The organism is Variovorax sp. OV329 (assembly GCF_900114785.1).
Taxonomy (GTDB): Bacteria; Pseudomonadota; Gammaproteobacteria; order Burkholderiales; family Burkholderiaceae_C; genus Variovorax.
This window is the reverse complement of the sequence record NZ_FOUG01000002.1, coordinates 453,270-478,117: the sequence shown is the minus strand read 5'-3', so window position 1 is coordinate 478,117 and position 24,848 is coordinate 453,270. Positions and strand designations below refer to the sequence as shown.

Annotated in this window: 18 protein-coding genes; 9 read left to right on the top strand and 9 right to left on the bottom strand. The window is 70.0% G+C overall.

Annotation, left to right across the window (positions count from 1 at the left end; genetic code table 11):
• Positions 1-45: 45 nt before the first annotated feature.
• Both BM345_RS05000 and BM345_RS04995 read right to left on the bottom strand, forming a co-directional pair.
• The gene (locus BM345_RS05000; RefSeq protein WP_093376143.1) at positions 46-807 is read right to left on the bottom strand and encodes a GntR family transcriptional regulator; all 762 of its coding nucleotides are present in this window, start codon (positions 805-807) and stop codon (positions 46-48) included.
• A gap of 33 nt (positions 808-840) precedes the next feature.
• Positions 841-1,776, bottom strand: coding sequence for a polysaccharide deacetylase family protein (locus BM345_RS04995; protein ID WP_254789533.1), 936 nt, complete (start codon positions 1,774-1,776; stop codon positions 841-843).
• Positions 1,777-1,968: 192 nt separating this feature from the next.
• Between BM345_RS04995 and BM345_RS04990 the strand changes: the two genes are divergently transcribed.
• The 3 genes from BM345_RS04990 (at position 1,969) to BM345_RS04980 (ending at position 6,713) form a co-directional block, all read left to right on the top strand.
• Positions 1,969-3,162: an ABC transporter substrate-binding protein gene (locus tag BM345_RS04990; protein WP_093376139.1), complete on the top strand. Its 1,194-nt coding sequence runs from the start codon at positions 1,969-1,971 to the stop codon at positions 3,160-3,162.
• A gap of 34 nt (positions 3,163-3,196) precedes the next feature.
• On the top strand, positions 3,197-4,075 hold the full coding sequence (locus BM345_RS04985) for a branched-chain amino acid ABC transporter permease (protein WP_093376137.1): 879 nt from the start codon (positions 3,197-3,199) through the stop codon (positions 4,073-4,075).
• A 61-nt stretch (positions 4,076-4,136) separates the two neighbouring features.
• Positions 4,137-6,713: a branched-chain amino acid ABC transporter ATP-binding protein/permease gene (locus BM345_RS04980; RefSeq protein ID WP_093376135.1), complete on the top strand. Its 2,577-nt coding sequence runs from the start codon at positions 4,137-4,139 to the stop codon at positions 6,711-6,713.
• A gap of 66 nt (positions 6,714-6,779) precedes the next feature.
• Here the strand turns inward: BM345_RS04980 and BM345_RS04975 are convergent, their stop codons facing one another.
• Positions 6,780-7,151 (bottom strand): hypothetical protein, encoded by a 372-nt coding sequence (locus BM345_RS04975; protein WP_093376133.1) that lies wholly within the window; start codon positions 7,149-7,151, stop codon positions 6,780-6,782.
• Positions 7,152-7,343: 192 nt separating this feature from the next.
• On the opposite strand from BM345_RS04975, the gene BM345_RS04970 reads away from it, so the two are divergent.
• Positions 7,344-7,547, top strand: coding sequence for a hypothetical protein (locus BM345_RS04970; protein WP_093376132.1), 204 nt, complete (start codon positions 7,344-7,346; stop codon positions 7,545-7,547).
• A 12-nt stretch (positions 7,548-7,559) separates the two neighbouring features.
• Here BM345_RS04970 and BM345_RS04965 read toward each other — a convergent pair whose 3' ends face one another.
• The 5 genes from BM345_RS04965 to BM345_RS04945 form a co-directional block, all read right to left on the bottom strand.
• Entirely contained in the window at positions 7,560-7,835 is a 276-nt protein-coding gene (locus BM345_RS04965; protein WP_093376130.1) for a DUF2277 domain-containing protein, read from the bottom strand.
• A gap of 53 nt (positions 7,836-7,888) precedes the next feature.
• Positions 7,889-13,858 (bottom strand): alpha-2-macroglobulin family protein, encoded by a 5,970-nt coding sequence (locus tag BM345_RS04960; protein WP_093376128.1) that lies wholly within the window; start codon positions 13,856-13,858, stop codon positions 7,889-7,891.
• 84 nt (positions 13,859-13,942) lie between these two features.
• Positions 13,943-15,442: a DegQ family serine endoprotease gene (locus BM345_RS04955; RefSeq protein WP_093376126.1), complete on the bottom strand. Its 1,500-nt coding sequence runs from the start codon at positions 15,440-15,442 to the stop codon at positions 13,943-13,945.
• A 114-nt stretch (positions 15,443-15,556) separates the two neighbouring features.
• Complete coding sequence (opgC, locus tag BM345_RS04950; RefSeq protein WP_093376124.1) at positions 15,557-16,720, bottom strand: OpgC domain-containing protein; 1,164 nt, start codon at positions 16,718-16,720, stop codon at positions 15,557-15,559.
• Between the two features lie 46 nt (positions 16,721-16,766).
• The gene (locus BM345_RS04945; RefSeq protein WP_093376122.1) at positions 16,767-18,014 is read right to left on the bottom strand and encodes a glycosyltransferase family 4 protein; all 1,248 of its coding nucleotides are present in this window, start codon (positions 18,012-18,014) and stop codon (positions 16,767-16,769) included.
• Positions 18,015-18,096: 82 nt separating this feature from the next.
• On the opposite strand from BM345_RS04945, the gene BM345_RS04940 reads away from it, so the two are divergent.
• Together BM345_RS04940 and BM345_RS04935 are read left to right on the top strand one after the other, a co-directional pair.
• Complete coding sequence (locus BM345_RS04940; RefSeq protein ID WP_093376257.1) at positions 18,097-18,759, top strand: response regulator; 663 nt, start codon at positions 18,097-18,099, stop codon at positions 18,757-18,759.
• The gene (locus BM345_RS04935; RefSeq protein ID WP_093376120.1) at positions 18,756-20,108 is read left to right on the top strand and encodes an ATP-binding protein; all 1,353 of its coding nucleotides are present in this window, start codon (positions 18,756-18,758) and stop codon (positions 20,106-20,108) included. The genes BM345_RS04940 and BM345_RS04935 overlap by 4 nt, the downstream gene beginning before the upstream one ends.
• Before the next feature lie 19 nt (positions 20,109-20,127).
• Here the strand turns inward: BM345_RS04935 and argH are convergent, their stop codons facing one another.
• The gene (argH, locus tag BM345_RS04930) at positions 20,128-21,525 is read right to left on the bottom strand and encodes an argininosuccinate lyase (protein WP_093376118.1); all 1,398 of its coding nucleotides are present in this window, start codon (positions 21,523-21,525) and stop codon (positions 20,128-20,130) included.
• A gap of 39 nt (positions 21,526-21,564) precedes the next feature.
• Here argH and BM345_RS04925 point away from each other — a divergent pair, with 39 nt between their 5' ends.
• Genes BM345_RS04925 through BM345_RS04915 form a run of 3 tightly spaced genes read left to right on the top strand, consistent with a single transcriptional unit; the run spans position 21,565 to position 24,661 of the window.
• Positions 21,565-22,650 carry a sensor histidine kinase gene (locus tag BM345_RS04925; protein WP_093376116.1) on the top strand — a complete coding sequence of 362 codons (1,086 nt, stop codon included), beginning with the start codon at positions 21,565-21,567 and terminating at the stop codon, positions 22,648-22,650.
• 29 nt (positions 22,651-22,679) lie between these two features.
• A complete protein-coding gene (locus BM345_RS04920; RefSeq protein ID WP_093376114.1) occupies positions 22,680-23,426 on the top strand; it encodes a LytR/AlgR family response regulator transcription factor in 747 nt (248 codons plus the stop codon).
• Complete coding sequence (locus tag BM345_RS04915) at positions 23,426-24,661, top strand: AI-2E family transporter (RefSeq protein WP_093376112.1); 1,236 nt, start codon at positions 23,426-23,428, stop codon at positions 24,659-24,661. Before BM345_RS04920 ends, BM345_RS04915 begins: the two co-directional genes overlap by 1 nt.
• Positions 24,662-24,848 lie beyond the last annotated feature (187 nt).

The following is a 24,848-nucleotide window of genomic DNA, read 5'->3' as shown; positions in this document are numbered from 1 at the left end:
CTTCGGGCGCCGGCACGGTAGCCGGCACGTCCCGGTTCCGTGGGCTCAGGCCATGCCCAGCAGGTGCGCCAGCGTCTTCTCGGGCGCCGAGCGCTTGAGCGACACGTTGCGCTCCAGCTGGCGCAGGTGCTCGTCCATCAGCTGCACCGCGCCGGCGGCGTCGCCCTTGGCCATGCAGTCGACGATGCGCTCGTGCTCGTCGTGTTCGCAGGACGCATTGCCCGGTGGCTCGTACAGCGCCACGATCAGCGAGCAGCGCGACACCATCTCCACCAGGTAGCGCTCCAGGATCGGGTTGCCCGACAGGGCCGCCATGCGCAGGTGGAAGCCGCTGGCCAGGCGCGCCCACGAGGGCTGGTCGAAGCGGTGCATGGCTTCGTGCTCGGCCTTGAGCTGCTGGCGCAGGCTGGCGATGTCGGCCGCCTTGGCGTTCTGCGTGGCGAGGTTGACGATGATGGCTTCCAGCCCGCGGCGCGCCTCGAAGATCTGCCGGGTTTCCTCCGGCGAGGGCATGGCGATGATGGCGCCGCGGTTGGGCCGCAGCTGCACGATGTGGTCGTGCGCCAGGCGCTGCAGCACCTTGCGCACCGTGGCGCGGCTGGCGCCGAAGAGCTCGCACAGCGAATGCTCGGGCAGCTTGGTGCCGGGCGTCAGCCGCTGGTTCATCACGCTCTCGAACACCGCGCGGTAGATGCGCGACTCCAGGTCGTCCCCCTCCTCGACGGAAGACAGGGCGCCGCCCGGGCGCGCAAGCGCGTCGGCGGCGGCATCGACGTGGGAAAGGACGGCAGCGGAAGAACGGGCCATGGCGCAGCGCAAGAAAAAGGTGCGGAAGAGGCGCTAGCTTGCCACAGCGTCCTGCGCGGGCGGCTGCAGCGCCGCCACGTGCCCGCAAATGGCGCCCGGCGTGGTGAACCACAGCTGGCCGGCATCGCGCAGCCGCCCCAGGTGCTCCAGCGCGCGGCGCAGGTGCCGCAGGCGGTAGGGCTGGCCCACGATGTAGGGATGCAGCGCCAGGCCCATCACCAGCGGCTGGGCGCGCGATTGCAACAGCATCTCGTCGGTGTTGTCGATCACCATCTGGGCGAAGTCCTTGGCGTCCATCTGGCGCGCGATGATCATGGGGATGTCGTTGAGCTCCTGCGGATAGGGCACCGACCACAGCGTGGCCCCGCTGCGGGTGCGCATGGGCACGGGCTGGTCGTCGTGCGCCCAGTTCAGCGTGTAGCGGTAGCCGGCCTCTGCCAGCAGGTCGGGCGTGGCATGGCTCTCGGAGATCCAGGGCGAAAGCCAACCCGCGGGCTGCACGCCGCTCTGCGCCTCCATCCGGTCGCGGCACGCGGCCAGCAGCGCGGCCTCGTCGGCCTGCGACAGGTCGGCCTGCCGGATCGAGTTGCTGTGGCCGTGGCCCACCAGCTCGTCGCCGCGCGCGACGCAGGCGGCCACCAGCTCGGGGCAGTGGTCGTACAGGGCAGTGTTGAGCAGCGTGGCCGCGGGCAGGCCCAGGCTGTCGAAAAGTTCGAGGCAGCGCCAGGCGCCGACCCGGTTGCCGTACTCGCGCCACGAGTAGTTGAGCACGTCCGGATGCGGATGCGCCGGCCCGATGTTGGCGCCCAGGCCCTCGCCGAAGGCGAAGTGCTCCAGGTTGAAGCCGAGGTAAACGGCCAGCCGGGCGCCGTTGGGCCAGGCGTAGTCCCTGCGGCCGTTGATAGCCTGGTAGTCGAAGCGCCCGTGGTGCGGCACGGGCATCAATGGGTCGAAGCTGCGTTCGGGCATGGACGAGGTTCCAGTTTGGTGCAGTGTGCGATGCATAAGCGTGCATCCGCGGTCACAGAATCCGTGTTTGCAAGACACATGCCGATTGTCGACAATCGATGAGACGCAATGTCTACCATGGATTGCAAGATTTGGTGACACTGGCATGACGCTTGCATTGGCTCGGGCTGTTCATCCACCCGGAGCCACGCCATGTCTTCCTCCCTCATCGCACGCCGCACTCTTCTCTCCAGCGCCGCCGCGCTGGCCCTGTCCGCCACCTTCGCCGGCCCTGCGCTGGCGGCCGAGACCATCAAGATCGGGCTGGTCACCGCCCTGTCGGGGCAATCGGCGCTGGCCGGCGAGGCGATCACGCGTGGCATGCAGGTGGCCATCGACGAGATCAATGCCAAGGGCGGGCTGCTGGGCGGCCGCCAGCTGGAGCTGGTGCGCCGCGACGACGAGGCCAATCCTGCCAAGGGCGTGGTCGCCGCGCGCGAGCTGATCTTCAAGGAGAAGGTGGCGGTGCTCTTCGGCGGCCTGGACACGCCGGTGTCGATGGCCATCGTGCCGCTGGCCAACCAGGAGAAGGTGCCCTTCATGGGGCCGTGGGCCGCAGGCACCGGCATCACCCGCAACGGCGCCAATCCCAACTATGCCTTCCGCGTCTCGGCCATGGACGACATCGTCGACCTGGCCATGCTGCAGTACGCGCAGAAGAACTTCAAGTCGGCCAAGCCCGGCATGATCCTGGTCAACAACCCCTGGGGCGAGAGCAACGAGAAGGGCCTGAAGGCCGCGCTCGCCGCCAAGGGCGTGACGGCCGCGGGCATCGAGAAGTACGAGGCCAACGACCTGGACATGGTGCCGCAGCTCACCCGCCTGAAGGCCGCCGGTGCCGACACGCTCTTCCTGGTGGGCAACGTGGGCCCCTCGGCGCAGGTGGTGAAGTCGCTGGACCGCATGGGCTGGAAGGTGCCGGTGGTCTCGCACTGGGGCCCGGCGGGCGGCCGCTTCACCGAGCTGGCCGGCCCGAGCGCCAAGGAGGTGCACTTCGTGCAGACCTACAGCTTCTTCGGCAAGCAGTCGGCCAAGGGCGAGCAGGTGACCAAGGCGCTGATGGCCAAGTACCCGTCCATCAAGGGCCCCGGCGACATCACGCCGGCCGTGGGCGTGGCCAACGCGTACGACGCGATGCAGCTGTCGGCGCTGGCCATCGCGCAGGCCGGTTCCACCGACGGCGACGCGGTGCGCCAGGGCTTCTACAAGATCGCCAGCTACGACGGCCTGATCAAGAAGTACGACAAGCCTTTCACGCCGGCCAACCACGATGCCATCGGCGCCGACGACTACGTCTGGGCGCAATTCGTCGACAACCGCATCGTGCCCGTGGGCACGGCCAACTGAGCGCCAGCCAGGCAACGGCCAGGACCATCATTCCATGCAGTTGATCTCAGCGCTCCTTGCCGGCCTCGGGCTGGGGAGCATGTACGGGCTGATGGCCCTGGGCTTTCACGTCACCTACGCGGTGTCGGGCACGGTGAACTTCGCGCAGGGCAGCTCGATGATGCTGGGCGCGGTGCTCACTTTCACCTTTGCGCAGACCTTCGGCTGGCCGATGCTGCCGGCGGTGTTGCTGGCACTGGCGCTGTGCGCGCTCTACGGCCTGCTGGTCGAGGTGGCGGCGGTGCGGCCCTTTGCCAACCGCGGCTCCAACGCCTGGCTGATCGCCACGGTGGCGCTGGGCATCGTGCTGGACAACGTCGTGCTCTTCACCTTCGGCAAGGAGCCGCGCAGCCTGCCTTCGCCGCTGGCCGTCATGCCGATGTCGGTGGGCGGCGTGGGGCTGGGCGTTTATCCGCTGCAGCTGCTGATTCCGTTGGTGGGCCTGGCGCTGGCGGCGGTGCTGCATGCGGTGCAGCGCCGCACGCGATGGGGCGTGGCGATGCTGGCCGTGGTGCAGAACCGCGACGCCTCGCGGCTCATGGGCATCCCCATCAAGCGGGTGGTGGCGCTGGCCTTCGCGATGTCGGCACTGTTCGCCGGCGTCGCGGGCGTGCTGATCGCGCCGCTGTTCAACGTCAACGCCGACATGGGCACGCTCTTCGGCCTCAAGGCTTTCGCGGTCGCCATCCTGGGCGGCATCGGCAGCGCCTGGGGCGTGATGCTGGCCGGCCTGCTCTTCGGCATGCTGGAGGCGCTGATCACTTCCACGCTGGGCTCGGGCTATACGCAGATCGTGAGCTTCAGCCTGGTGATCGTGGTGCTGGCCCTGCGGCCCAACGGCCTCTTCGGCCGCGCGGAGGTGAAGAAGGTATGAGCGCAGCGTCGGGCCGCCCCAAGCAAGCTCGCACCGCAGTGCGACGCACGAAGGTACTTCAATGAGCGCCGTGCTTCCCCTCGCAACGGCGCCCGTGCGCGCCGCATCTTCCTCGCGCCTGGGCCTGGGCACCGCGCTGCAGATCCTGGCCGTTCTCCTGCTGATGGGTGCCGGGCTGGCGGCAGCGTCGCTGGTCAACGGCTACTACGTCTTCGTGCTGGCCAACGTGGCGCTGCTGGCCATCGTGGGCATCGGGCTCAACGTGCTGCAGGGGCTCACCGGGCAGGTGTCCTTCGGCCACGTGGGCTTCTACGCGATCGGTGCCTACACGGTGGGCATCCTCGGCACGCAGGCGGGCTGGAGCTTCTGGGCCGCCTGGCCGGTGGCGGCGCTGCTCTCGGGCATCGTCGGCGGCCTGCTCGCCTTGCCGGCCCTGCGGGTGAAGGGACCCTACCTGGCGATGGTGACCATCGCCTTTGGCTTCATCGTCGAGCATGGCGTGATCGAGGCGGGCTCGCTCACCGGCGGGCAGAACGGCATCATGGGCATCGCCGCACCTTCGCTGGGCGCGCTGGCGCGCGGCGAGCGGGCGGTGGCCATGCTGGCCATCGTCAGCGCCGGCATCGTGCTGGCGCTGTATGCGTGGCTGTCGCGCGGCACCTGGGGCGCGGCGATGCGCGCCGTGAAGGACAGCGAGACCGCCGCCGAATCGATCGGCCTCAACCCGCTGGTGGTGAAGACCGCGGCTTTCGCGCTTTCCGCCGTGGCGGCCGGCCTGGCCGGCGGCCTGTTCGCGCCGCTGTCGGGCTTCGTCGCGCCGTCGAGCTTCGGATTCGGCCAGTCGATCCTGTTCGTGCTGGTGGTGGTCGTGGGCGGCGCGGGGTCCGTGGCCGGCCCGCTCATCGGTGCGCTGGTGGTGGCGCTGCTGCCGGAACTGCTGGCCGGGCTGGAGGAATACCGGCTGCTCTTCTTCGGCGCGCTGCTGCTGGTGGTGCTGTGGGCGGCGCCCGAAGGCGCCATGGGGCTGTGGGCACGGCTGCGCGGCCGGCATGCAACGCCGCCTGCCGGCTTGAAGACCTCGGATGAATCGCCGTCTGCACTGCCGGTCTTCCTGGCGCGGCCGGTGTCGAATCGTTCCGCCCTGGCGGCACAGAACCTGTCGATGCAGTTCGGCGGCGTGCGCGCGGTCAGCTCGCTGAGCTTCGCCGCGCCGGCCGGCCGCATCACCAGTCTCATCGGGCCCAACGGCGCGGGCAAGACCACCGCGCTGAACATGCTCAGCGGCTTCTACGTCCCCACCGGCGGCGGCTTCAGCCTGGGGCAGGATTCGCTGCAGGGCCTGCCGGCCTGGGCGATCGCCCGGCGCGGCGTGGCGCGCACCTACCAGAGCTCGCAGCTTTTTGGCAGCCTGAGCGTGCAGGACAACGTGGCGCTGGCGCTCAGCCGCGGATCGCTCGGCTGGCTCTTCGGCGTTAGCCGGCACGGCACGCCGCAGTTGCATGCCCAGGCGCGCGCGCTGCTGGCTTTCTGCGGCTACCGCGGCACGCTGCACACGCCCGCGGCCGACCTGGCGCACGTGGACCGGCGCCTGGTCGAGATCGCGCGTGCGCTGGCCACCGACCCGCAGATGCTGCTGCTCGACGAGCCGGCCGCCGGCCTGTCGCGCGAGGACAAGGATCGCCTGGCTGCGCTGCTGCGGCAGATCGCCGGCCAGGCCGGCATCGGCGTGCTGGTGGTCGAGCACGACATGGAACTGGTCATGGGCATCTCGCAGCAGGTGGTGGTGCTCGATGCGGGTGCGCACCTGGCGGCCGGCACGCCGGCCGAGGTGCAGGCCGATCCGCGCGTGCGCCAGGCCTACCTGGGTGAGGCGGGTCTGCTGCAAGGCGGGCGCTCCGCGGAGCGGGTGTCCGACCCCGCGGCGCCGGAGTTGCTGGGCGTGGGTGCGCTGGTCGCGGGCTATGGCGCCGAGCCCGTGCTTCACGGCATCGACCTGCAGGTTCGCCAGGGCCAGGTGGTGGCATTGCTCGGGGCCAACGGCAGCGGCAAGTCCACGCTGATGCGATCGCTGGCGGGCCTGCACCGGCCCATCGTCAGCGGCGGCATCCATCTCGACGGCCAGGACCTCGGGCGCCTGGGCGCGGAGCGCATCGTGCAGCGCGGGCTGGTGCTGGTGCCGGAGGGGCGGCAGGTGTTCGCGGAGCTGAGCGTGCTGGACAACATCCGGCTCGGTGCCTTCCGCCAGGCCCAGTACGACCGCGAGGCGCGGGTGCAGCAGATGCTCCACCGATTCCCGCGGCTTCGCGAGCGCCTGCATCAGCGCGCGGGGCTGCTGTCGGGCGGCGAGCAGCAGATGCTGGCGATTGCGCGCGGGCTCATGTCGAAGCCGCGCATCCTGCTGCTCGACGAGCCTTCGCTGGGCCTGGCGCCCAAGATCATGGCCGAGCTGTTCGCCGCGCTCGACGCGCTGCGCGCCGAGGGCATGACCATCCTGCTGGTCGACCAGATGGCGGGCCTCGCGCTGGCACTGGCGGATCGCGCCTACGTCATCGAAGGCGGGCGGATCGTGGCACAGGGGACGGCGCGGGAGATCGAGGGGAACGGCGAACTGGCGAAGGCGTACCTGGGCGCACATTGAGCACGTGGGCTCAATCGCGGTTCGGTCGATCGCCGGCGGCTTCGCGCAAGGCGCCGGCGTCGACGTTCACGGCTTCGAGTCGTCGTCCGGGTCGTCGACGGCCAGGTCTTCGGGGGCGGGCGCGTCGAGGTCCTCCGCGTCATCCCTGCCGCCTGAAGGCGGGATCACCCCGGTGCGGTCGGGCAGCAGGTCTGCATCCAGTTCGGGCGACTTGGAATCGGCCGACGCGCGCTCGCCGGTGCCCGCGGCATCGCCGGTGCTGTCGTGCGCGATCGGCAGGGCGCCTTCGGAGCCTTCGTCTGGCAGCGCCGAGCGGTTTCCATCAACCTGCACGTCGCTGCCGCTGTCGCTGGTGTCGCTGGGACCCAGCGAGTCGATGTCCTTGCCTGAAGGCACGGTGGGGGCGCGCGCGCCCCCGAGGATGCTGCTGTTTGCCATCGAATGCTTTCGCAATGCGTTTCCGGAAATGAAGGGGAGAACCCTCAGTGTGAAACGCACGCAGCGGCCGCTGTGTGAGACACGGCCGACCTCGCTTGTGAGCCCTTGCGAGATGGGATCGGGTCTTCGGCCTACCGCCAGACGTCGCCTGCGCTCCCCTCATGCCATGGCAGCGGCGCGCACCATGGCAACATGATGCTCAAGATCCTCACCCCCCTCCTGCTGGCGACATTCGCCCTGGGCGGCTGCGTGGCCTACGAGCCTGCACCGCCCCCGCACCACTACGGCTACCGCGACGGGCCGCCGCCCCCACGGTACGACGGCGACCGCGACCGTGACCGCGACGGCGTGCCCAACCGCTACGACCGGGCGCCCAACAACCCGAACTACCGCTGAGCAGGATTGCGCTCAGTTCGCCGCGGTGCCGAAGCGGGCGGCTGAGCGCTCTTTGGCGCGCGCAGCCTCGATCTCGCGGTCGCGTGGATCGGCCGTGGTGACCAGCGCGTCGATCATCCGTCGCGCACTTTCTGCGACCTCTTCCACCGCGCGGTGGAACGCAGCTTCGTTGGCCTTGGAAGGCGCATTGAAGCCGCTGAGCTTGCGCACGAACTGCAGCGCCGCATGGATCTCTTCGTCGCTGGCCGGCGGTTCGAAGTTGAACAGGGTCTTGATGCTTCTGCACATGGGGATGAGTTCTCCGTCAAGGCTTCAATCTGGCAAGACACGCATGGACCTGGTCACGGCGCGGGTTCCACCTTGAGCCGCGCATTGGGCACCGTGCCGAACATCTCTGGCGCATAGAGGGCTTCAACCCGCGTAGGCGGCAGGGCGAAGTCGCCCACGTTGTTGAGCCGCACCGTGTACTCGATGGTCGTCACGCCCTTGGGCAGATATTCGTAGTAAGCGCGGAATGCCTCGAAGCTGCGCTCCTCGAAGGCGGGCCAGGCGCGGCCCATGCCGCGCTTGTTCTCGCCCTGCGTCGCGATCTGCGAATCGCGGACCAGGCCGCTGCCCAGGATCGACGAGCCGCCCGAGATCGGGTCGGTGAGCACGACCCAGGTCATGTCGGCCGTAGCGTTCACTTCCACGCTCACGCGCAGCACGTCGCCGCGGCTGAAGCGCCCGGCCTTGGCCTGCTCCACCGGCGTGACTATCTTCTTGATGAAGTAGCCCGCCGCGACAGGCGCCGTGAGCGGAATCGCCGCGGTCGATTGCAGGGTCAGCCACGGCTTGCCGCTGCCTTCGTGCTGCACGCTCAGCAGGTCCTTGCCCGGCGCCTGCGGCCAGGCGAAGGCCATGCCGTTGTTGCGCAGGCCGCCGGCCGCACCGGGCGCGGGCGACGCATCGGCGGCGCTCGCGCGCTCCACCTTGCGCCAGTCCACGCTCTCGGCCGCAGGCGCCGCGCCCGCGGCAGAGGTCGCCTGCGAAGCGCGGGTGATGCCCTGCACCGGCTCGCTCTCGAAGGCGCGCGAGAACTTCTCCAGCGCCAGGCTGCCCCACAGGTTGGCGTTGGTGGTGCTCCAGGCGCCGTTGCGCTGCTGGCGCGCCAGCGCGCCGGCCACCAGCTTGCCCATGTCCTCTTTCCAGGCCGGGTCGTCCACGGCGGCCAGCAGCAGGCGGTTGCCGTTCACGTCGGCATTGCCCATGAGCCACCACCAGTTGTCCTCCGACTCGGTGCTGAAGACCATGCGCGTGCCCTGGTACGACAGGCGCGCCTTCAGCACCTGCTCGGCCTCGGCCAGGCGCTGCTGGCGCTGCGGCACGTCGTTCACGCGCTTGAGGATGCCGATCCAGTCGAGCACCGCGCCGGTGGGCCACTGGTTGGGCGCGATGGTGAGGCCGGTGGTCATGCGGCCAGTGGCCTTGCCGCTGCGCGACAGCGCTTCCAGCGCGGCCAGCTTGCGCACGTCCAGGTCCTGCCGGGGGCTCCAGAACTGGCGCTGGATGCGGCCCTCGACGAAGGCGACCAGGCCCGCTTCCATCTGCGCGCGGAGGTCGTCCGGCAGGCCCAGCGCCGGGTCCAGCGCGGCCGCCTCGCTGGTGGCGGCCAGCAGGTAGGCAGTGAGGGTGTCGCTGCCGCTGTCGCCGCTGCCTTCGCGAGGCGGGAAGTAGCTGGCCAGGCCGTCGCTGTCCAGGTAGGCGGGCATCTGCGCCACCACGTTGCGCCACATCTTCGCGTCGCGCAGGCCGATGGCGCGGCTGGTCTTCTGCTCCAGGCAGCTGAAGGGGTAGGCCACGAACCAGTCGCGCACGCCGGGCAGCGCGCTGCCCAGGCTCGGCTGCAGCGCCAGGCGCAGGCCGCCGCGGCCGGGCAGGGCGCCGGCGGGCTGAGCGACTTCCAGCTTGAAGGGCGTGGCGTCCAGTTGCACGAGGTTCGCCTGCTGCACCGTCACCGGCACGGCCGGCACGATGCGCTGGCTCACCTTGAGCGCATCCCGCGCCTTGTCGTTGCCGGCCAGGTCGCGCGCCTCGATCTGCCACAGGATGGCTTCGGCGCGCGTGGCCGCCAGCTGCGCGGGCGCCTTCACGGTCCAGGCCACTTCGCGCGACTCGCCGGCGGGAATGTCCACCGTCTGCGGCGCCAGCGTGTGCAGGGTGAGCAGGGTGGCGCGCGGCGCGGCTTCCACCTTCATCGCCTTGGCAGTGGTATTGCGCAGCGTGATCTGCGCGCGGAACTCGTCGTCCTCGCGCACCAGCGGCGGCAGGCCGCTGATGATCTGCAGGTCCTGCGTAGTCTGGATGCTGTGCGTGCCGGTGCCGAAGAGCCCGGTGCCCGACTCGGCCACCGCGGCGATGCGGAAGGTGGTGAGCGCATCGTTGAGCGGCACGGTAATCTTCGCCTGGCCGTTGGCGTCGAGCACCACGCGCGGGTTCCACAGGAGCAGCGTGTCCAGCAGTTCGCGCGTGGCCGACTTGCCGCCGCCGCCACCCGCGGGCACGGCCTTGCGACCGTAGTGCCGGCGCCCGACGATCTCCATCTGGGCGGTGGAGGTGGCCACGCCCCAGCTTCTTCGCGTGAGCATGGCGTCGAGCAGGTTCCAGCTGGTGTTGGGCATCAGCTCCAGCAGTGCCTGGTCAACCACGGCCACCGTCACCTCGGCATTCGCTGCGGGCTTGCCGTCGGGCAGCGTGCCGGTGAGCGTGATCTGCGCCTGGCCGCGCACGGTGTAGCTCGGCTGGTCGCTGGCCACCTTCAGCGCGATCTGGTGCGCCTGGCTGCCCACGCGGATCTCGGCGGCGCCCAGGCGGTAGGCGGGCTTGCTCAGGTCGACCATCGCGGTGGGTGCCACGTACTCGCGGCCTTCCCACCAGAAGGCGGTCCACCATTCGCGCGGCGACTTGAAGCCCCAGGTGAAGAAGCTGTACCAGGGCACCTCGCGCAGCCGCCCGCGCAGGGCCAGCACGCTCACGTACACGTTGGGTCCCCAGCTGTCCTTCACCTGCAGCTGCACCGTCGGGTCCTGGCCGTTGAGCTGGACCACCTGCGTCTCGATGATGCCCTCGCGCTCCACCGACACGAGCGCGGTGGCAAAGCGGAAGGGCATGCGGACCTGGAACTTCGCCATCTCGCCCGGCTGGTAGTTCTTCTTCTCGGGCAGCAGGTCGATGCGGTCATGGTCCTCGCCGCCGAACCACAGCTCGCCCTGGCGCGTGACGAAGACCGAGGTGGCCGCCACGCTGGGGCGGCCTTGCGAATCCTTGGCGGTGACGATCAGCTCCACCTGCCCGGGCTCGGCCAGCTTGGCCTCGCACAGCAGCAGGCCGCGGTTGTCGCTGCGGCCACTGCACACGGTGCCCAGGTCCTTGGTCTCGGTCTTGTTGTCGTAGGTGTAGAAGCCGCCCACCATGCGCTTGCGGCTGGTGGTGGTGATGCGCGAGATCGCCTTGACCTCGATGCCCACGTCGGCCTGGGCCTTGCCCGAGAGGTCCAGCGCCAGCGCCTGGAAGCGGACCTTCTGGCCCACCGAGGCCCAGCCTTCGGTCTTGAGCCCGGCGACCACCTGGGACGGCCACAGGGTCTGCGTGCCGCGCAGCGTCTGCACCTCGCCGTTGGGGTCGGCGTAGCTCGCCTCCAGCAGCAGCTCGCGCGGTGCGGGCGCGGGGGGAATGGGCTCGACCACCACCTGGCCGGCGCCGTTGCGGTCCAGCGTGAGCGGCAGCTTGTCGGCCACCACGCGGCCCTCGTCGCCCTCCGTGCCGCCGCCTTCGCTTTGTGGCGGCGAGAAGCTGAAGCCGTCGAAGTCCGCGAAGTTCACCCACTTGGGCCGCACCAGCGCCGACACCCGCACCGGCAGGTTGGCCGCGCCGCCACCCGCCACGTAGTTGACCTGCACCGCCACCGGCAGGCTGGAGATGGCCACCAGCGGCTTCTTGTCGGCCGGCTCGATGCGCCCTTCCATCACCGGCAGGCGGAATTCCTCGACACGGAACTGGCCGCTGCCGAAGGTGCGCGTGGGCGCGTCGGCCGGGCCCTCGGCCAGCTCGACCTGGTAGAGGCCCAGCTTGGCCGCAGGCGGGATCTCGAAGCGGCTTTCGCTCGCGCGCCCGCCGCTCGAGGTGGCACGCCAGGTGAGCGGCTGCCTGAACTGCTGGCCGCTGCCCACGTGGGTGATGACCAGGGTCGCCGGAAAGTCCTGCGGCAGCCCGAAGCCGCCCTGCGTCTGCGTGCGCAGCACATGCTTCATAGCCACCGCTTCGCCGGCGCGGAAGAGCATGCGGTCGAAGATGGTGTGGGCCACGCGGTCGGGCTGCGGCTCGCTGCTGGTGGGCAGGTTGAAGCGCCAGGGCTCGATGCCGCGCTGCCAGTCGCTCCAGGTGAAGGCCAGGTCCTGCACGCCCTTGGCGTCGGTGGCGCGGGCACTGACGAAGTAGGCATTGCGCCAGTCGCCTTCCTCGTCGTCGCCGCCGCCCGAGCAGGTGGGCGGCTCGGGCGAGACCTTGCCGGCCTCGAAGCGCGCGACGCCACCGGCGTCGGTGACGGCGCTGGCCACTTCCTTGCCGCGGCAGTCGGACACGCGCACGCGCGCGCCCGCCACCACCTGGCCCTTGTCCAGCGTGGTGACCCAGGCCAGCGAGTTCTCGCGCCCCAGCTTGAAGTGCACCGCCAGGTTGGTGGCCAGTGCGCTGCTGCGCACATACATCGTGCGGCCGTTGCCGTAGCGCGCATCCAGCAGCGATTCGCCCAGTCGCTGCGAGGCGATCTCCAGCACGTGGAAGCCCGGCGTGAGCGGGATGCCCACCACCTCGAAGGGCCGCGGGTCCACCTGCGATTTCGGCATGGCCAGCGTCTTCACGCCGGCCTGGCCTGCGAGCAGGGAGACCATTCGGCTCTGCACCCAATCCTTCTCCGCCGGCTCCAGCACCTTCGGCAACTCGCCCTTGACGTCGGCACGGGCCTGCGCGCGCGGCACGGTGCGCGACTCGTAGCGTTGCAGGCGGCGCGACCAGGCAATGATCTCGGCGTCGGTCTGCGGGTTGAGCGTGGCCACCTGCCCGGGCATGTAGGCCTGCACTGCCAGGGCCGGCTCCACACGGCGCACCGTCACCGGCATCATCGCCACGCCGTCGGGCTCGGCCAGGCGCTCGATCACGCCGAAGGGCGAGGCGGCGAACTTGGCCAGCGGCGGCATGGCGCCGGTGCCCACCTTCATCGGGAAGCGGCCGGGCTCGCCCAGCGTTCGGGCCGAGGCGTCCTGGAAGCCGGGCGGCACCTCCAGGGTGTAGCTGGCCTGCTCGGCGAAGGGCGGCGCGAAGCTCACCGAATCCACCAGCGCATCGGCCTGGGCCTCGTTGCCTTGCTCGAAGCTCGGGTTCACCGTCTTGCCATCGCCGCGCAGCACGATCTGCGCGGCCAGCCGGCGCGGCACCGGCGCGTTGAAGCGCAGCTCCATGGGCTTGAGCGGCAGGCAGCCGGCCTGCGCGTTCTCGCGCTCGCAAGTGAAGCTGGCGGCGAAGGGTTCGCGCACCTTGAAGTCGTAGCGCCGCTCCACGCGGTTGGCCACGCCCGAGGGCGTTGCAACGCCCTGGCCGTAGACCAGGGTGACGCGGGCCGCGGGCGCAAGGCTGCGGCGGCATTGCAGGGTCACGAAGCGCTGCGGGTCCTTGGCGGCGGCCTCGGCCACGCCGCTGGCCTGCAGCAGGGCGGTGCGCTGCTCGCCTTCGACGAGCGTCACCGGCACGCGCTCGCCCAGGCCCTCGACGGCGCACCACACGTTGTCGCGGAGGCTCTGTTCGGTGGCGGCGCCGTTGAGCTGCAGCAGGAAAATCTGCTCCTCGTCGATGGTGCCGCCGCCCGGACGGATGGAGCGCACGAAGGGCCCGCCGGTGTTGAAGCGCCAGCTGGCCGCGCCGCCCAGCGGCTGGCCGTTGGGTGCGGTGAAATCAGGCGCGCGGCTGACGGTGCAGCGCACGCCGGGCGGCAGGTCGTTCTCGAAGTCGAAGACCCACTGCTTCTCGTTGACCCAGCGCCCGCTGCCCTTGGCGGCCTGCGCGTCGCTGCAGCTCACGCTGAGCGGGGCCGCCGCCTTCGCATCGCCGAAGCGCGTGGCCGCCTCGTCGAACCTGGCGACCACCTGCCGCACCCGCGACACCTCGCCCTGCGGGGTGAGGCTGCTGACCTGCACCGCGCCCGCGCAGACGCTGGCCAGCGACATGGCCAATGCCACGATCGCCGTCGCCGAAAAACGGAAGATCCCTTCTGAACGCATCAAGCCCCCTTCGATGGAGCGCCGAGCGTAACTGCTTTGGCGCTCCATCAGCCGGGGGCCGATGGAGGATGGGAACGGAAGCGATCAGCCGATGCGCACCGGCACGAAGATCTTTTCCTCGCCGCGCTGCACCAGCAGGGCCACCGACTTGTCGGACTTGGCCACCGCCTCGCGCACCTGCTCGATGCTCTTGATCGGCGTGCCATTGATGGCCAGCAGCAGGTCGCCCGGCTGCACGCCGGCCATTGCGGCGGGGCCGGCCACCTGGGCGATCACCAGGCCGCCGTCCACGCCGGCTTCCTGGCGCTCCTGCGGCTCCAGCGGGCGCAGCGCCAGGCCCAGCTTGCCCTTGCCGGCCAGGTCCTTCGCGCTGGCCTGCTGCACGCCCTTGTCGGACGCGTTGCCCAACTGCGCGCTGATTTCCTTGATGCCGCCATTGCGCCAGATTTCCAGCTGTACCTTGTCACCTGGCGAGGACAGGCTGATGGCCGCCGGCAGGTCGCCGGAGGACACCACGGGCTTGCCGTCAACCTTGCGGATCACATCACCGGTCTGCAGGCCGGCCTTATCGGCTGGGCCACCCTTCTCGACGTTGGCCACCAGCGCGCCTTGCGGCGAATCCAGCTTGAAGGAGTCGGCCAGGGTCTGGTTCACCTCCTGCACCGCCACGCCCAGCTTGGCGTGCTCGACCTTGCCGTTGGCCACGATCTTGTCCTTGATCTTGGTCGCCAGGTCGATCGGGATCGCGAAGGACAGGCCCTGGAAGCCGCCGGTGCGGCTGTAGATCTGCGAGTTGATGCCCACCACCTCGCCGCGTGCGTTGAACAGCGGGCCGCCGGAGTTGCCGGGGTTCACCGCCACGTCGGTCTGGATGAAGGGCACCGCGCTGTCGTCGGGCAGCGAGCGGCCCTTGGCGCTCACCACGCCGGCCGTCACCGTGTTCTCGAAGCCGTAGGGCGAGCCGATGGCCAGCACCCATTCGCCCACGTTGAGGTCGTTCACGCTGCCCAGCGTCACCACCGGCAGGTTCTTGGCCTCGACCTTGAGCACCGCGATGTCGGTCTTGGGGTCGCTGCCCAGCACCTTGGCCTTGAGTTCACGGCGGTCGGTGAGCTTGACGGTGATGTCCTTGGCACCCTTCACCACGTGGGCGTTGGTCAGGATGATGCCGTCGGCGCTGATGATGAAGCCCGAGCCCTGGCCGCGCACCGGTTGTTCCTGGGCGCTGCGCGGTGCCTTGCCGCCGCGCATGCCGGGACCGAAGCGGCGGAAGTACTCGGCCAGCGGATCGCCGGAAGACGCGCCGTCATCATCGTCGTCGTCGTTGGACGCGCCGTTGCCGTTGTCGCCCTTGGTGGTTCCGACCACGCTGATGTTGACCACGGCCGGGCCGGCCTTCTTCGTGATCTGCGAGAAGTCGGGCAGGGCCACCGGGATGCCGGTGGTGGTGGTTGCAGTTGCGGCAGCCACGGGCGCGGCGTTCGCGTTGCGGGCCTCCAGTGCCGAGACGCCGGCGCCGCCGATGACACCGGCGGTAACGAGCGCGAGGATCAGGCGAGACGGGGTCAGGGATTCGAGTCGCATTGCTTGGGTCCTAGGTTGGAACGAAAGTTGGTGTGGCTCGAATGATGGGAACGCAGCCTTAGAGAGGCCTTAAGTGGTTGCCTGCCGCGCGCGGCTGTGCGCTGCTACGCGCGGCTACACGCTGGATGGGGCAGTGGCCGGCTCTTCCTCCGGCGGCGGCGTGGCATCGGCCTTCTGCGTGAAGCGGGCCACGCCCCACATGGCGCCGAACACCGCGGCCAGCAGCAGCACGTCGCCCCACCACGGGCGCGCGAGCTGGTTGTCGCCCCACACGGCCAGCACCAGCAGCACCGCGATCAGGTGCGTGCAGAACACCGGCAGCGAGGCCGCGCCCATGGTCTCCAGCCAGCGCTGGCGCGGTAGCATGTGCGCGAGCTTCGGGCCGAAGCGGATGGTGACGATGCCCAGTGCCACCAGGTTCAGGAGGCGCAGCGGCCCCAGCATCCACTTGTCGAACAGCAGGTTGAGTTCCACGTCCCCGCCGAAGGGCGCCTGGCCATGGATGCCGGTGTGGCGCCACCAGAGGCCGTACGCCGCCACGCCGATCGCGATGGCCAGCACCCAGCCCGGGAATCGGAAGGGTTGCGCATCCGGCGCATTGCGGCTCGCGCCCATCCACAGGCCGCCCATCCACAGCAGCTGCCACGCGAAGGCATTGAAGGAGCCCGTGTCCGCGTAGGACACCGGCAGGTGCAGCCAGTGCACCGCCTGCGCATGCAGCCATTCGGCAAAGCCGTACTGCGCCATGGCCCACACCGCCACGCTCACCGTCATCACGCCCCACCAGCCGTGCCGCATGCCGAAGGCCAGCACCCAGGGGCTGAGCAGCAGGAAGAAGATGTACATGGGCAGGATGTCCAGCAGCGCCGGCTCGTACACCAGCAGCAGGCCGAAGACGAAGCCCTCCAGCGGCTGCGCGAGGTAGAAGGCCACCAGGTTCTTCACCGCGGGCTGGTCGATCCTCACGCCCACCGCGGTGATCACGGTGAAGAGGAAGAACAGGATCGCCGCCTGGATCAGGTACACCTTGAAGGCTCGCTTCCAGAAGGCGCGCTCCATCTGCACGATGCCCTGGCGCCAGGCGATGCGGCTGTAGACCAGGCCGGCCATGTAGGCCGAGAGCAGCACGAAGCCCTCGGCGGCGGAGACGAAGCCGAAGGGCTGGCCCAGCGGATCGGTCAGCCGCGTGGGCAGGTGGGTGAGCGTCATCAGCACGAGCATCAGCCCGCGCAGCGCGTCGATTTCCCAGGAGCGCCGCGACGCCCGGATCTCAGTCATTCAAAAGCACGGTGAAGCAGGCCCTTTCTCCACGGACCTGCTTGCCTCAGTCCAGTTCCCGGATGGCATCCACCACGAGTTCGCCGTAGTGCTGCCAGGTGTAGCCAGCGGCATGCCGCATGGCCGCGGCCTTCATGGCCGGAAGCTCGCGCCGGTTGTCGTCGAACCAGGCGATCGTCTCCGCGATTTTCTCAGGTGCGCGTATCGGCACCAGGAAACCGGTGCGGCCCTCGATGACCAGGTCGGCGCCGCCGGTGTTGGCGGTGATGACGATGGGCAGGCCCTGGCTCATGGCCTCCTGCGTCACCAGCGCGCGGCCCTCGACGATGGAAGGCAGGCAGAACAAGTCGCAGCTGCGCATCAGCTCCAGCACCTGCGCGTGCGGGCGGCCCTTCTCGTGGCGCATGCCTTCGCACTGGCGGCGGTAGAACTCGGGCGACTCCTGCAGCGAGCCCAGCACCACCAGCTCGATGTTGCGGCCCTCGAGCAGGCGCATGGCGGCGAACAGGTCGGCCAGGCCCTTGCGCTGGCCCATGGAGCCGACGAAGAGCACGCGCAGGGGGCGGCCGGGGTCGGGCACCTCGGAGCTGCGCTCGTCGACGGAGGAGGGCGGCGAGCCGAAAGGGGTCAGGACGCGCTTCTGGCGCGTGGCCGAGGCGGGCAGCGAGTCCAGCACGAAGCCGCTGGGCGCGACCACCATGTCGGCCAGCGCCAGCTCCTCGGTCTTGCGTTCCAGCTTGGGCGCCGAGTCGGTCACGCCCCCGCCCAGGGTGGCGGCCCATTCGGGCAGGCGCTCGGCCTCTTCCTGCATCAGGCGCCGGCCGGTCTCCCAGTAGGCGATGGGCAGGTCGTAGATGCAGCGAAGCCCCAGCGCGCGCGCCGCGCGGAAGGTGTGCAGGGCCGAGTCCTCGTAGGCGTAGACGGCGGTGAGCCCGTGCGTGCGCGCCAGCCCCGGCAGGCGGGCCGCGACGAAGCGGTCGAAGTCCTGGAACACCGCGTCGGGCGAGGCGAAGCCGGCCTCGTGCCGCACCGCGCCCTGCCAGCCGGCCTTGGCTGCCACCATGCGGGCCAGCTCGCGGGCCGGATGGGTCAGCACCTTGGCCGGCGCGATGTCGAAGCGCCGCCGCAGCCATTCGCGCCGCAGCGCGCCGGGCAGCAGGCGGGAGGGCGCGTCGCCCTCGAAGGCGGCCACGGTGGTGGCGAAGCGGGCGAGCTGTCCGGCGCCTTCGGTGGCCGCCAGCACGGCGCGCACGTTCTGGTTTCCGGCGGGGTGGGTCAGAAGCAGGGAGGGCATGGCGTGAGGCGGTTGCGACGCGGCTGATCATAGGTGACGCTTTTTTCAGCCGGGCTTAAGGCGAAGCGGGACAATGCGCGCCATGCGCCTCCTACTCGTCGAAGACGACACCATGATCGGCGAAGCCCTGCTCGAACTGCTTCGCGCCGAGCAGCACTACGCCGTGGACTGGGTGCGCGACGGCGCGATGGCGGATACGGCGCTGCGCTCGCAGTCCTATGACCTGGTCCTGCTGGACCTGGGCCTGCCCAAGCGCGATGGCCTCGAGGTGCTGCGCGCCCTGCGCCAGCGCCGCGACAAGGTGCCGGTGCTGGTGGCCACCGCCCGCGATGCAGTGGCCGACCGCGTGGCCGGGCTCGATGCAGGCGCCGACGACTACGTGCTCAAGCCCTACGACATGAGCGAGCTGCTGGCCCGCATCCGCGCGCTGCTGCGCCGCGGCGCCGGCCAGGCCGAGCCGGTGTTCACCGCCCACGGCGTGAGCCTGAATCCGGCCACCCGCGAAGCCACCTTCAACGGCCAGCCGGTGATCCTGTCGGCCAAGGAATGGGCGGTGCTGGAGCCGCTCATCGCCCGCCCGGGGATCGTGCTCTCGCGCACGCAGCTGGAAGAAAAGCTCTACGGCTGGAAGGACGAGATCAGCAGCAACGCGGTGGAGGTCTACGTCCACGGCCTGCGCAAGAAGCTGGGCAGCGGCTTCATCCAGACGGTGCGCGGCCTGGGCTACCTGGTGCCGCGCGAATGAGGGGCCATGGCTTCTCGCTGAAGTGGCGGCTGCTGGGCTTCGTCTTCGCCTCCATCCTGCTGGCGGCCGCGGCGCTGGGCGCGGCGGCCTACCGCAGCGCATTGCGCGATGCCGACGCCACCTTCGACCTGCACCTGCAGCAGATGGCCCATTCGCTGCGCGGCGGCGTGCCGCTGGGCCTGGGCTTCGACGGCGACGACAGCGGGCGCGAGGGCTACGACCTGTTCGTGCAGATCTGGGGGCCCGACGGCACGCAGATGTTCCGCTCGGCCCGCTCGGCCCTGCCGCCGCGCGCGGTGCTGGGCTTCTCCGACGCCACGGTGGGAGGCCGGCGCTTTCGCGTCTATTCGCTGCAGACGCCCATGCAGACGGTGCAGATCGCCCAGGACATGGACGCCCGCGAGGCCCGCGCCCGCGGCCTGGCGCTGCGTGCCACCTGGCCGATGGCGCTGATGGCGCCGCTGCTGATGCTGGTGGTGGGCTGGATCATCACCCGCTCGCTGGCGCCGGTGGAGCGGATGCGCCGCCACGTGGCCCAGCGGGCCGACAGCGACCTCTCGCCGCTGTCCGAGCAGGGCCTGCCCGACGAGGTGCGGCCCCTGGTGCACGAGCTGAACCTGCTGTTCGGCCGCGTCGATTCGGCCTTCAAGGCGCAGAAGAACTTCGTGGCCGATGCGGCGCACGAATTGCGCTCGCCGCTCACCGCGCTGAAGCTGCAGGCCGAGGCCTTGCGCCGCGCCGCCGACCCGTCGACGCGCGAGCTTGCGATCACGCGGCTGCAGGGCGGCATCGAGCGCGCCATCCACCTGGTGGGGCAGCTGCTGGTGCTGGCGCGGCAGGAATCGGGCGAGGCGGCCAGCGCTGCGCCGATCGGGCCGGTGCGCCTGGACGACATCGTCGCCCAGTGCGTGAGCGCCGCGCTGCCGCATGCGCAGGCGCGCGGCATCGACCTGGGCGTGGTGCAGGCCGACCCCTTGCAGGTGCAGGGCGATGCGGCGGCCCTGCGCGTGCTGCTGGGCAACCTGGTGGACAACGCCGTCAAGTACGCGCCCGAGGGCGGGCACGTGGACGTCACGCTGGCCGGCAACGGCACGCCCGTGCTGGTCGTGGAGGACAACGGCCCGGGCATTCCCGAGGCCGAGCGCGAGCGCGCCTTCGACCGCTTCTACCGCCTGGCCGACGGCAACAGCACGGCCGAGGGCAGCGGGCTGGGCCTGGCGATCGTGCGCGCCATCGCGGACAAGCATGGCGCCACGGTGATGCTGGACCGCTCCGAGCGCCTGGGCGGCCTGCGCGTCGCCGTGCGCTTCCCTCCGGCCGCCCGCGCCACGGCCGACAGCAGGAGCTGAAAGCCGGGCGGCGAAGCCCTCAGCCCAGCCGCTTCTTGTGGCGCGCGATCTGCGCCTTGACCTGCACCGGGGCCGTGCCGCCCAGCACGTTGCGGGCATTGAGCGAGCCGCGCAGCGACAGCACGTCGAACACGTCCTTCTCGATGCTGGGGTGGAAGCCCTGCAGCACCGTCAGCGGGAGGTCCGACAGGTCGCACTGGTGCGAGATGGCGGCCTTCACCGCATGCGCCACCGTCTCGTGCGCGTCCCGGAAGGGCAGGCCCTTCTTCACCAGGTAGTCGGCCAGGTCGGTGGCGGTGGCATAGCCGCGCAAGGCGGCGGCTTCCATCGCGTCCTTCTTCACCGTGATGCCGTCCACCATCTCGGCAAAGATGCGCAAGGTGTCCTTGAGCGTGTCGACGGTGTCGAACAGTGGCTCCTTGTCTTCCTGGTTGTCCTTGTTGTAGGCCAGGGGCTGGCCCTTCATGAGGGTGATCAGGCCCATCAGGTGGCCCACCACGCGGCCGGTCTTGCCGCGCGCCAGTTCGGGCACGTCGGGGTTCTTCTTCTGCGGCATGATCGACGAGCCGGTGGTGAAGCGGTCGGCGATCTGGATGAAGCTGAAGTTCTGGCTCATCCACAGGATGAGTTCTTCCGAGAAGCGGCTGATGTGCACCATGCACAGGCTGGCGGCGGCGCTGAACTCGATGGCGAAGTCGCGGTCGCTCACCGCGTCCAGGCTGTTCTGGCAGACGCCGTCCATGCCCAGCGTCCTGGCGACCAGCTCGCGGTCCAGCGGGTAGCTGGTGCCGGCCAGGGCGGCGGCGCCCAGCGGCAGGCGGTTCAGGCGCTTGCGCACGTCCAGCAGGCGCTCGGCGTCGCGGCTGAACATTTCAACGTAGGCCAGCATGTGGTGGCCGAAGCTCACCGGCTGGGCCACCTGCAGGTGGGTGAAGCCGGGCAGGATCACCTCGACGTTCTTCTCGGCGATGGCGATCAGCGCCTTCTGCAGGTCCACCAGCAGGCCGCCGATGAGGTCGATCTCGCCGCGCAGCCACAGGCGCACGTCGGTGGCCACCTGGTCGTTGCGGCTGCGGCCGGTGTGCAGGCGCTTGCCGGCGTCGCCCACCAGCTGGGTGAGGCGGGCCTCGATGTTCAGGTGGACATCCTCCAGCTCCAGCTTCCAGTCGAAGCGGCCGGATTCGATCTCCTCGCGAATCTGCTTCATCCCACCTTCGATCGCGGCGAGGTCCTGCGCCGAGATGATCTTCTGGGCGGCGAGCATGCCGGCGTGGGCCAGGGAGCCGTCGATGTCGGCCTGCCACAGGCGCTTGTCGAAGAACACGCTGGCGGTGTAGCGCTGCACCAGTTCGCTCATCGGTTCGGAGAACAGGGCGGACCAGGCTTCGGACTTCTTGTCGAGTTGGTTTTCGGACATGGGAGGCAATAATGGGCTTGTCACCCAATGTTTCTTTAAGTGCGCAACCTGTCGATTTTATCGGCCGTCCGGCTTCGCCCGCCCGCCTCGCAGGACGAGGGGCAGGCGGCGACCGCAACGCCGCCTACGCCGCCGGCCGTCTTCGACGTGTGCCAGGTCGGCGTGGTGTTGCGCGCCGTGCTCTTCGTGCAGGCGGTGCTGGCGGTGCTGGCGCTCTTCGTGGCGACCGGGCCGGCCGACTGGCTGGGGCAGGTGGCGACACTCACCGGCGGCGCATTGCCGGCCGTGCTGCTGTGGCTGGTGGCCGTGTGCGCCCTGCACAGGCGCATGGCCCGCTGGCGGCCGGCGATGCAGTACGGCACCGGGGCGGTGCTGGGCGCTCTGGCAGGGCTCTACGGCTGCGGCTTGCTTCGGGTGACCGGGGCCCTGGCGGTGGCGCCCTGGGTGGCCAGCGCGCTGGGTGGCGTCCTTTTCTCGGCGGTGGCCATGGGCTGGCTGGTGCTGCGGGCGAGCAGCCGCATGCCGGCGGCCACGGCGGCCAAGCTGGAAGACCTGCAGTCGCGCATCCGCCCGCATTTCCTGTTCAACACGCTCAACAGCGCCATCGCGCTGGTGCGCGAGGAGCCGGCCAAGGCCGAGACCCTGCTGGAAGACCTGGCCGAATTGTTCCGCCAGGCGCTGGCCGATCCGCGCGACTCGGTGACATTGGCCGACGAGATCGGCCTGGCCGAGCGCTACCTGGCGATCGAGCAGGTGCGCTTCGGCGATCGCCTGCGCATCCGCTGGGACCTGGACGCGGCGGCCAGCAGTGCCCGCCTGCCGCCCTTGCTGCTGCAGCCGCTGGTGGAGAACGCGGTGAAGCACGGCGTGGAGCCCAGCCCCAAGGGCGGCAAGCTGCGCATCCGCACCGAGCGCCGCGGCGCCCGGGTGGTGATCGAGGTCACCAACACCCTGCCGCCGCTGCGCTGGGCCGAGCAACCGCTGCCGCGCGGCCACGGCATCGCGCTGGCCAACGTGCGCGACCGGCTGCGCCTGCTGCACGACGTGCAGGCGCAGTTCCGTGCCGGCGTCGACCAGGACAACTACCGCGTGCGCATCGACATCCCGGCGCCGAACCGGGAATAAGAAATAAGAAAGAGGAGCAGCGAAGGACCATGAGCACCCCCTTGCGGACCCTGATCGTCGACGACGAATCCCTGGCCCGGTCGCGCCTGCGCACCCTGCTGGGCGACTGCAGCGCGCCCGGGGCGGCGGTGCTGGCCGAGGCGGCCGATGGCGAGCAGGCCCTGAGATTGCTCGGGCAGGGCGGCTTCGACCTGGTGCTGGCCGACATCCACATGCCGGGCATCGACGGCATCGAGCTGGTGCGCACCGTGCGCAACATGGTCCAGGCGCCGGCGGTGGTCTTCGTCACCGCCCATGCCTCGCACGCGGTCACCGCCTTCGAGCTGGAGGCGGTGGACTACCTGACCAAGCCGGTGCGGGCCGAACGCCTGCAGCAGGCGCTGCAGAAGGCCGAGCGCTTCCTCAAGGACCGCCGCAGCCAGGGCCTGGACGCCCAGGAGACGCTGCTCATCCAGGACCGCGGCCGGGCGGAGCGGGTGCCGCTGGCGGAGGTGCTGTACCTGAAGTCGGAGCTGAAGTACCTGACGGTGCGCACGGCGCTGCGCAGCCACATCCTGGATGGCTCGCTGGCCGATTTCGAGGAGCGCTACCCCAAGCGCTTCGTGCGCGTGCACCGCAACGCCCTGGTGGCGCGCGATGCCATCCGCGCCCTGGAAAAGTACGACATCGGCGAGGACGCCGAGGGCTGGGCATTGCGCCTGCACGGCATCAACGAGCCGGTGGTGGTGTCGCGCCGACAGCTGGCGGCGGTGCGCGACGCGCTCAAGGAGGCGTGATGGCCGACGAGTCGCGCAGTCCGCAATCCGACACGCCGGCGCCCGGCCCGGTGCCGCCCTTGGCGCAGGCACCAGAACCGGCTGCGTTGGTCGACGCGGCCGCGCAGGCAGAGGCCCAGGCGGAGGTCGAGCGCGAACGCGTGCTGCTGCACATGCCGGTGGACGTGCGCAGCGCCTCGCTGGCCATGCTGGCGGTGCTGGCCGTGGTCTTCGCCCTGCACTGGGCCGCGGCGGTGTTCATCCCGCTCATGCTCAGCCTGATGGCCACCTACGCGCTGGCGCCGCTGGTCGACCGGCTGGAGCGCTGGCACCTGCCGCGCTGGCTGGGCGCGGCCATCGTGCTGCTGAGCCTGGCAGGCGCACTGGGCTGGACCGGCTATCGCCTGTCCGACAGTGCCTCGGAGCTGCTCGACGCGCTGCCGGCGGCGGCGCAGAAGCTGCGCCAGGCGGTGCGCGCCAAGCCCACCACGGCCAATCCCCTGGACACGGTACAGAAGGCGGCCTCCCAGCTGGAACAGGCGGCGCAGGAAAACGCCGCCAAGGTCACCGCACCCCGCGGCGTGCAGCGGGTGGTCATCGAGCGGCCCGGCTTCAACGTGCGCGACTACCTGATCACCGGCACCCTGGGCCTGGTCACGGCCGTCGGCCAGCTCACCCTGATTGCCTTCCTGACCTACTTCGCCCTGTGCTCCGGTGACACCTTCAGGCGCAAGCTGGTGCACATGGCCCCCAGCTGGGCGGAAAAGAAGGTGACCGTGAAGGTGCTGGACGACATCACGGCCCAGATCGAGCGCTACCTGCTGGTCCAGATCCTGACCAGCGCGATCGTCGGGCTGGCCACCGGCATCGCCTTCTGGGCGCTGGGCCTGGAGAACGCGGCGGTGTGGGGGATCCTGGCGGCCGTCACCAACCTCATTCCCTACGTGGGCTCGCTGATCGTCATGGCGGCCTCGGCGCTGGTGGCCTTCCTGCAGTTCAACAGCATCGAGATGGCCCTGGCCATCGGCGGGGTCTCGCTGGTCATCCACACCCTGGTGGGCAACCTGCTCACCCCCTGGCTGACCAGCCGAACCAGCCGGATGAACCCGGTGGCGGTGTTCGTCGGTGTCATCTTCTGGGGCTGGCTCTGGGGCATCTGGGGACTGCTGCTGGGGGTGCCGGTCATGATGGTGATCAAGGCCGTCTGCGACCGGGTGGAAGACCTGCAGCCCATCGGCGAATTGCTGGGCGACTGATCGCTCTTCTTATTGGGCTTATTGGGCGTGTAGGACCCCCTGGGCAAACGGCCTATGTAAGAAATTGTGTTGACATCATTGCTGCAGTGCGAGACGCTCGACAGGTCCAATTTCTGCAACGTCCAGTGACAATTCTCAACGCTCGTCAATCGGCGCCCGCCCAGGGGGGGCCGAGCTTCTCCCTGGG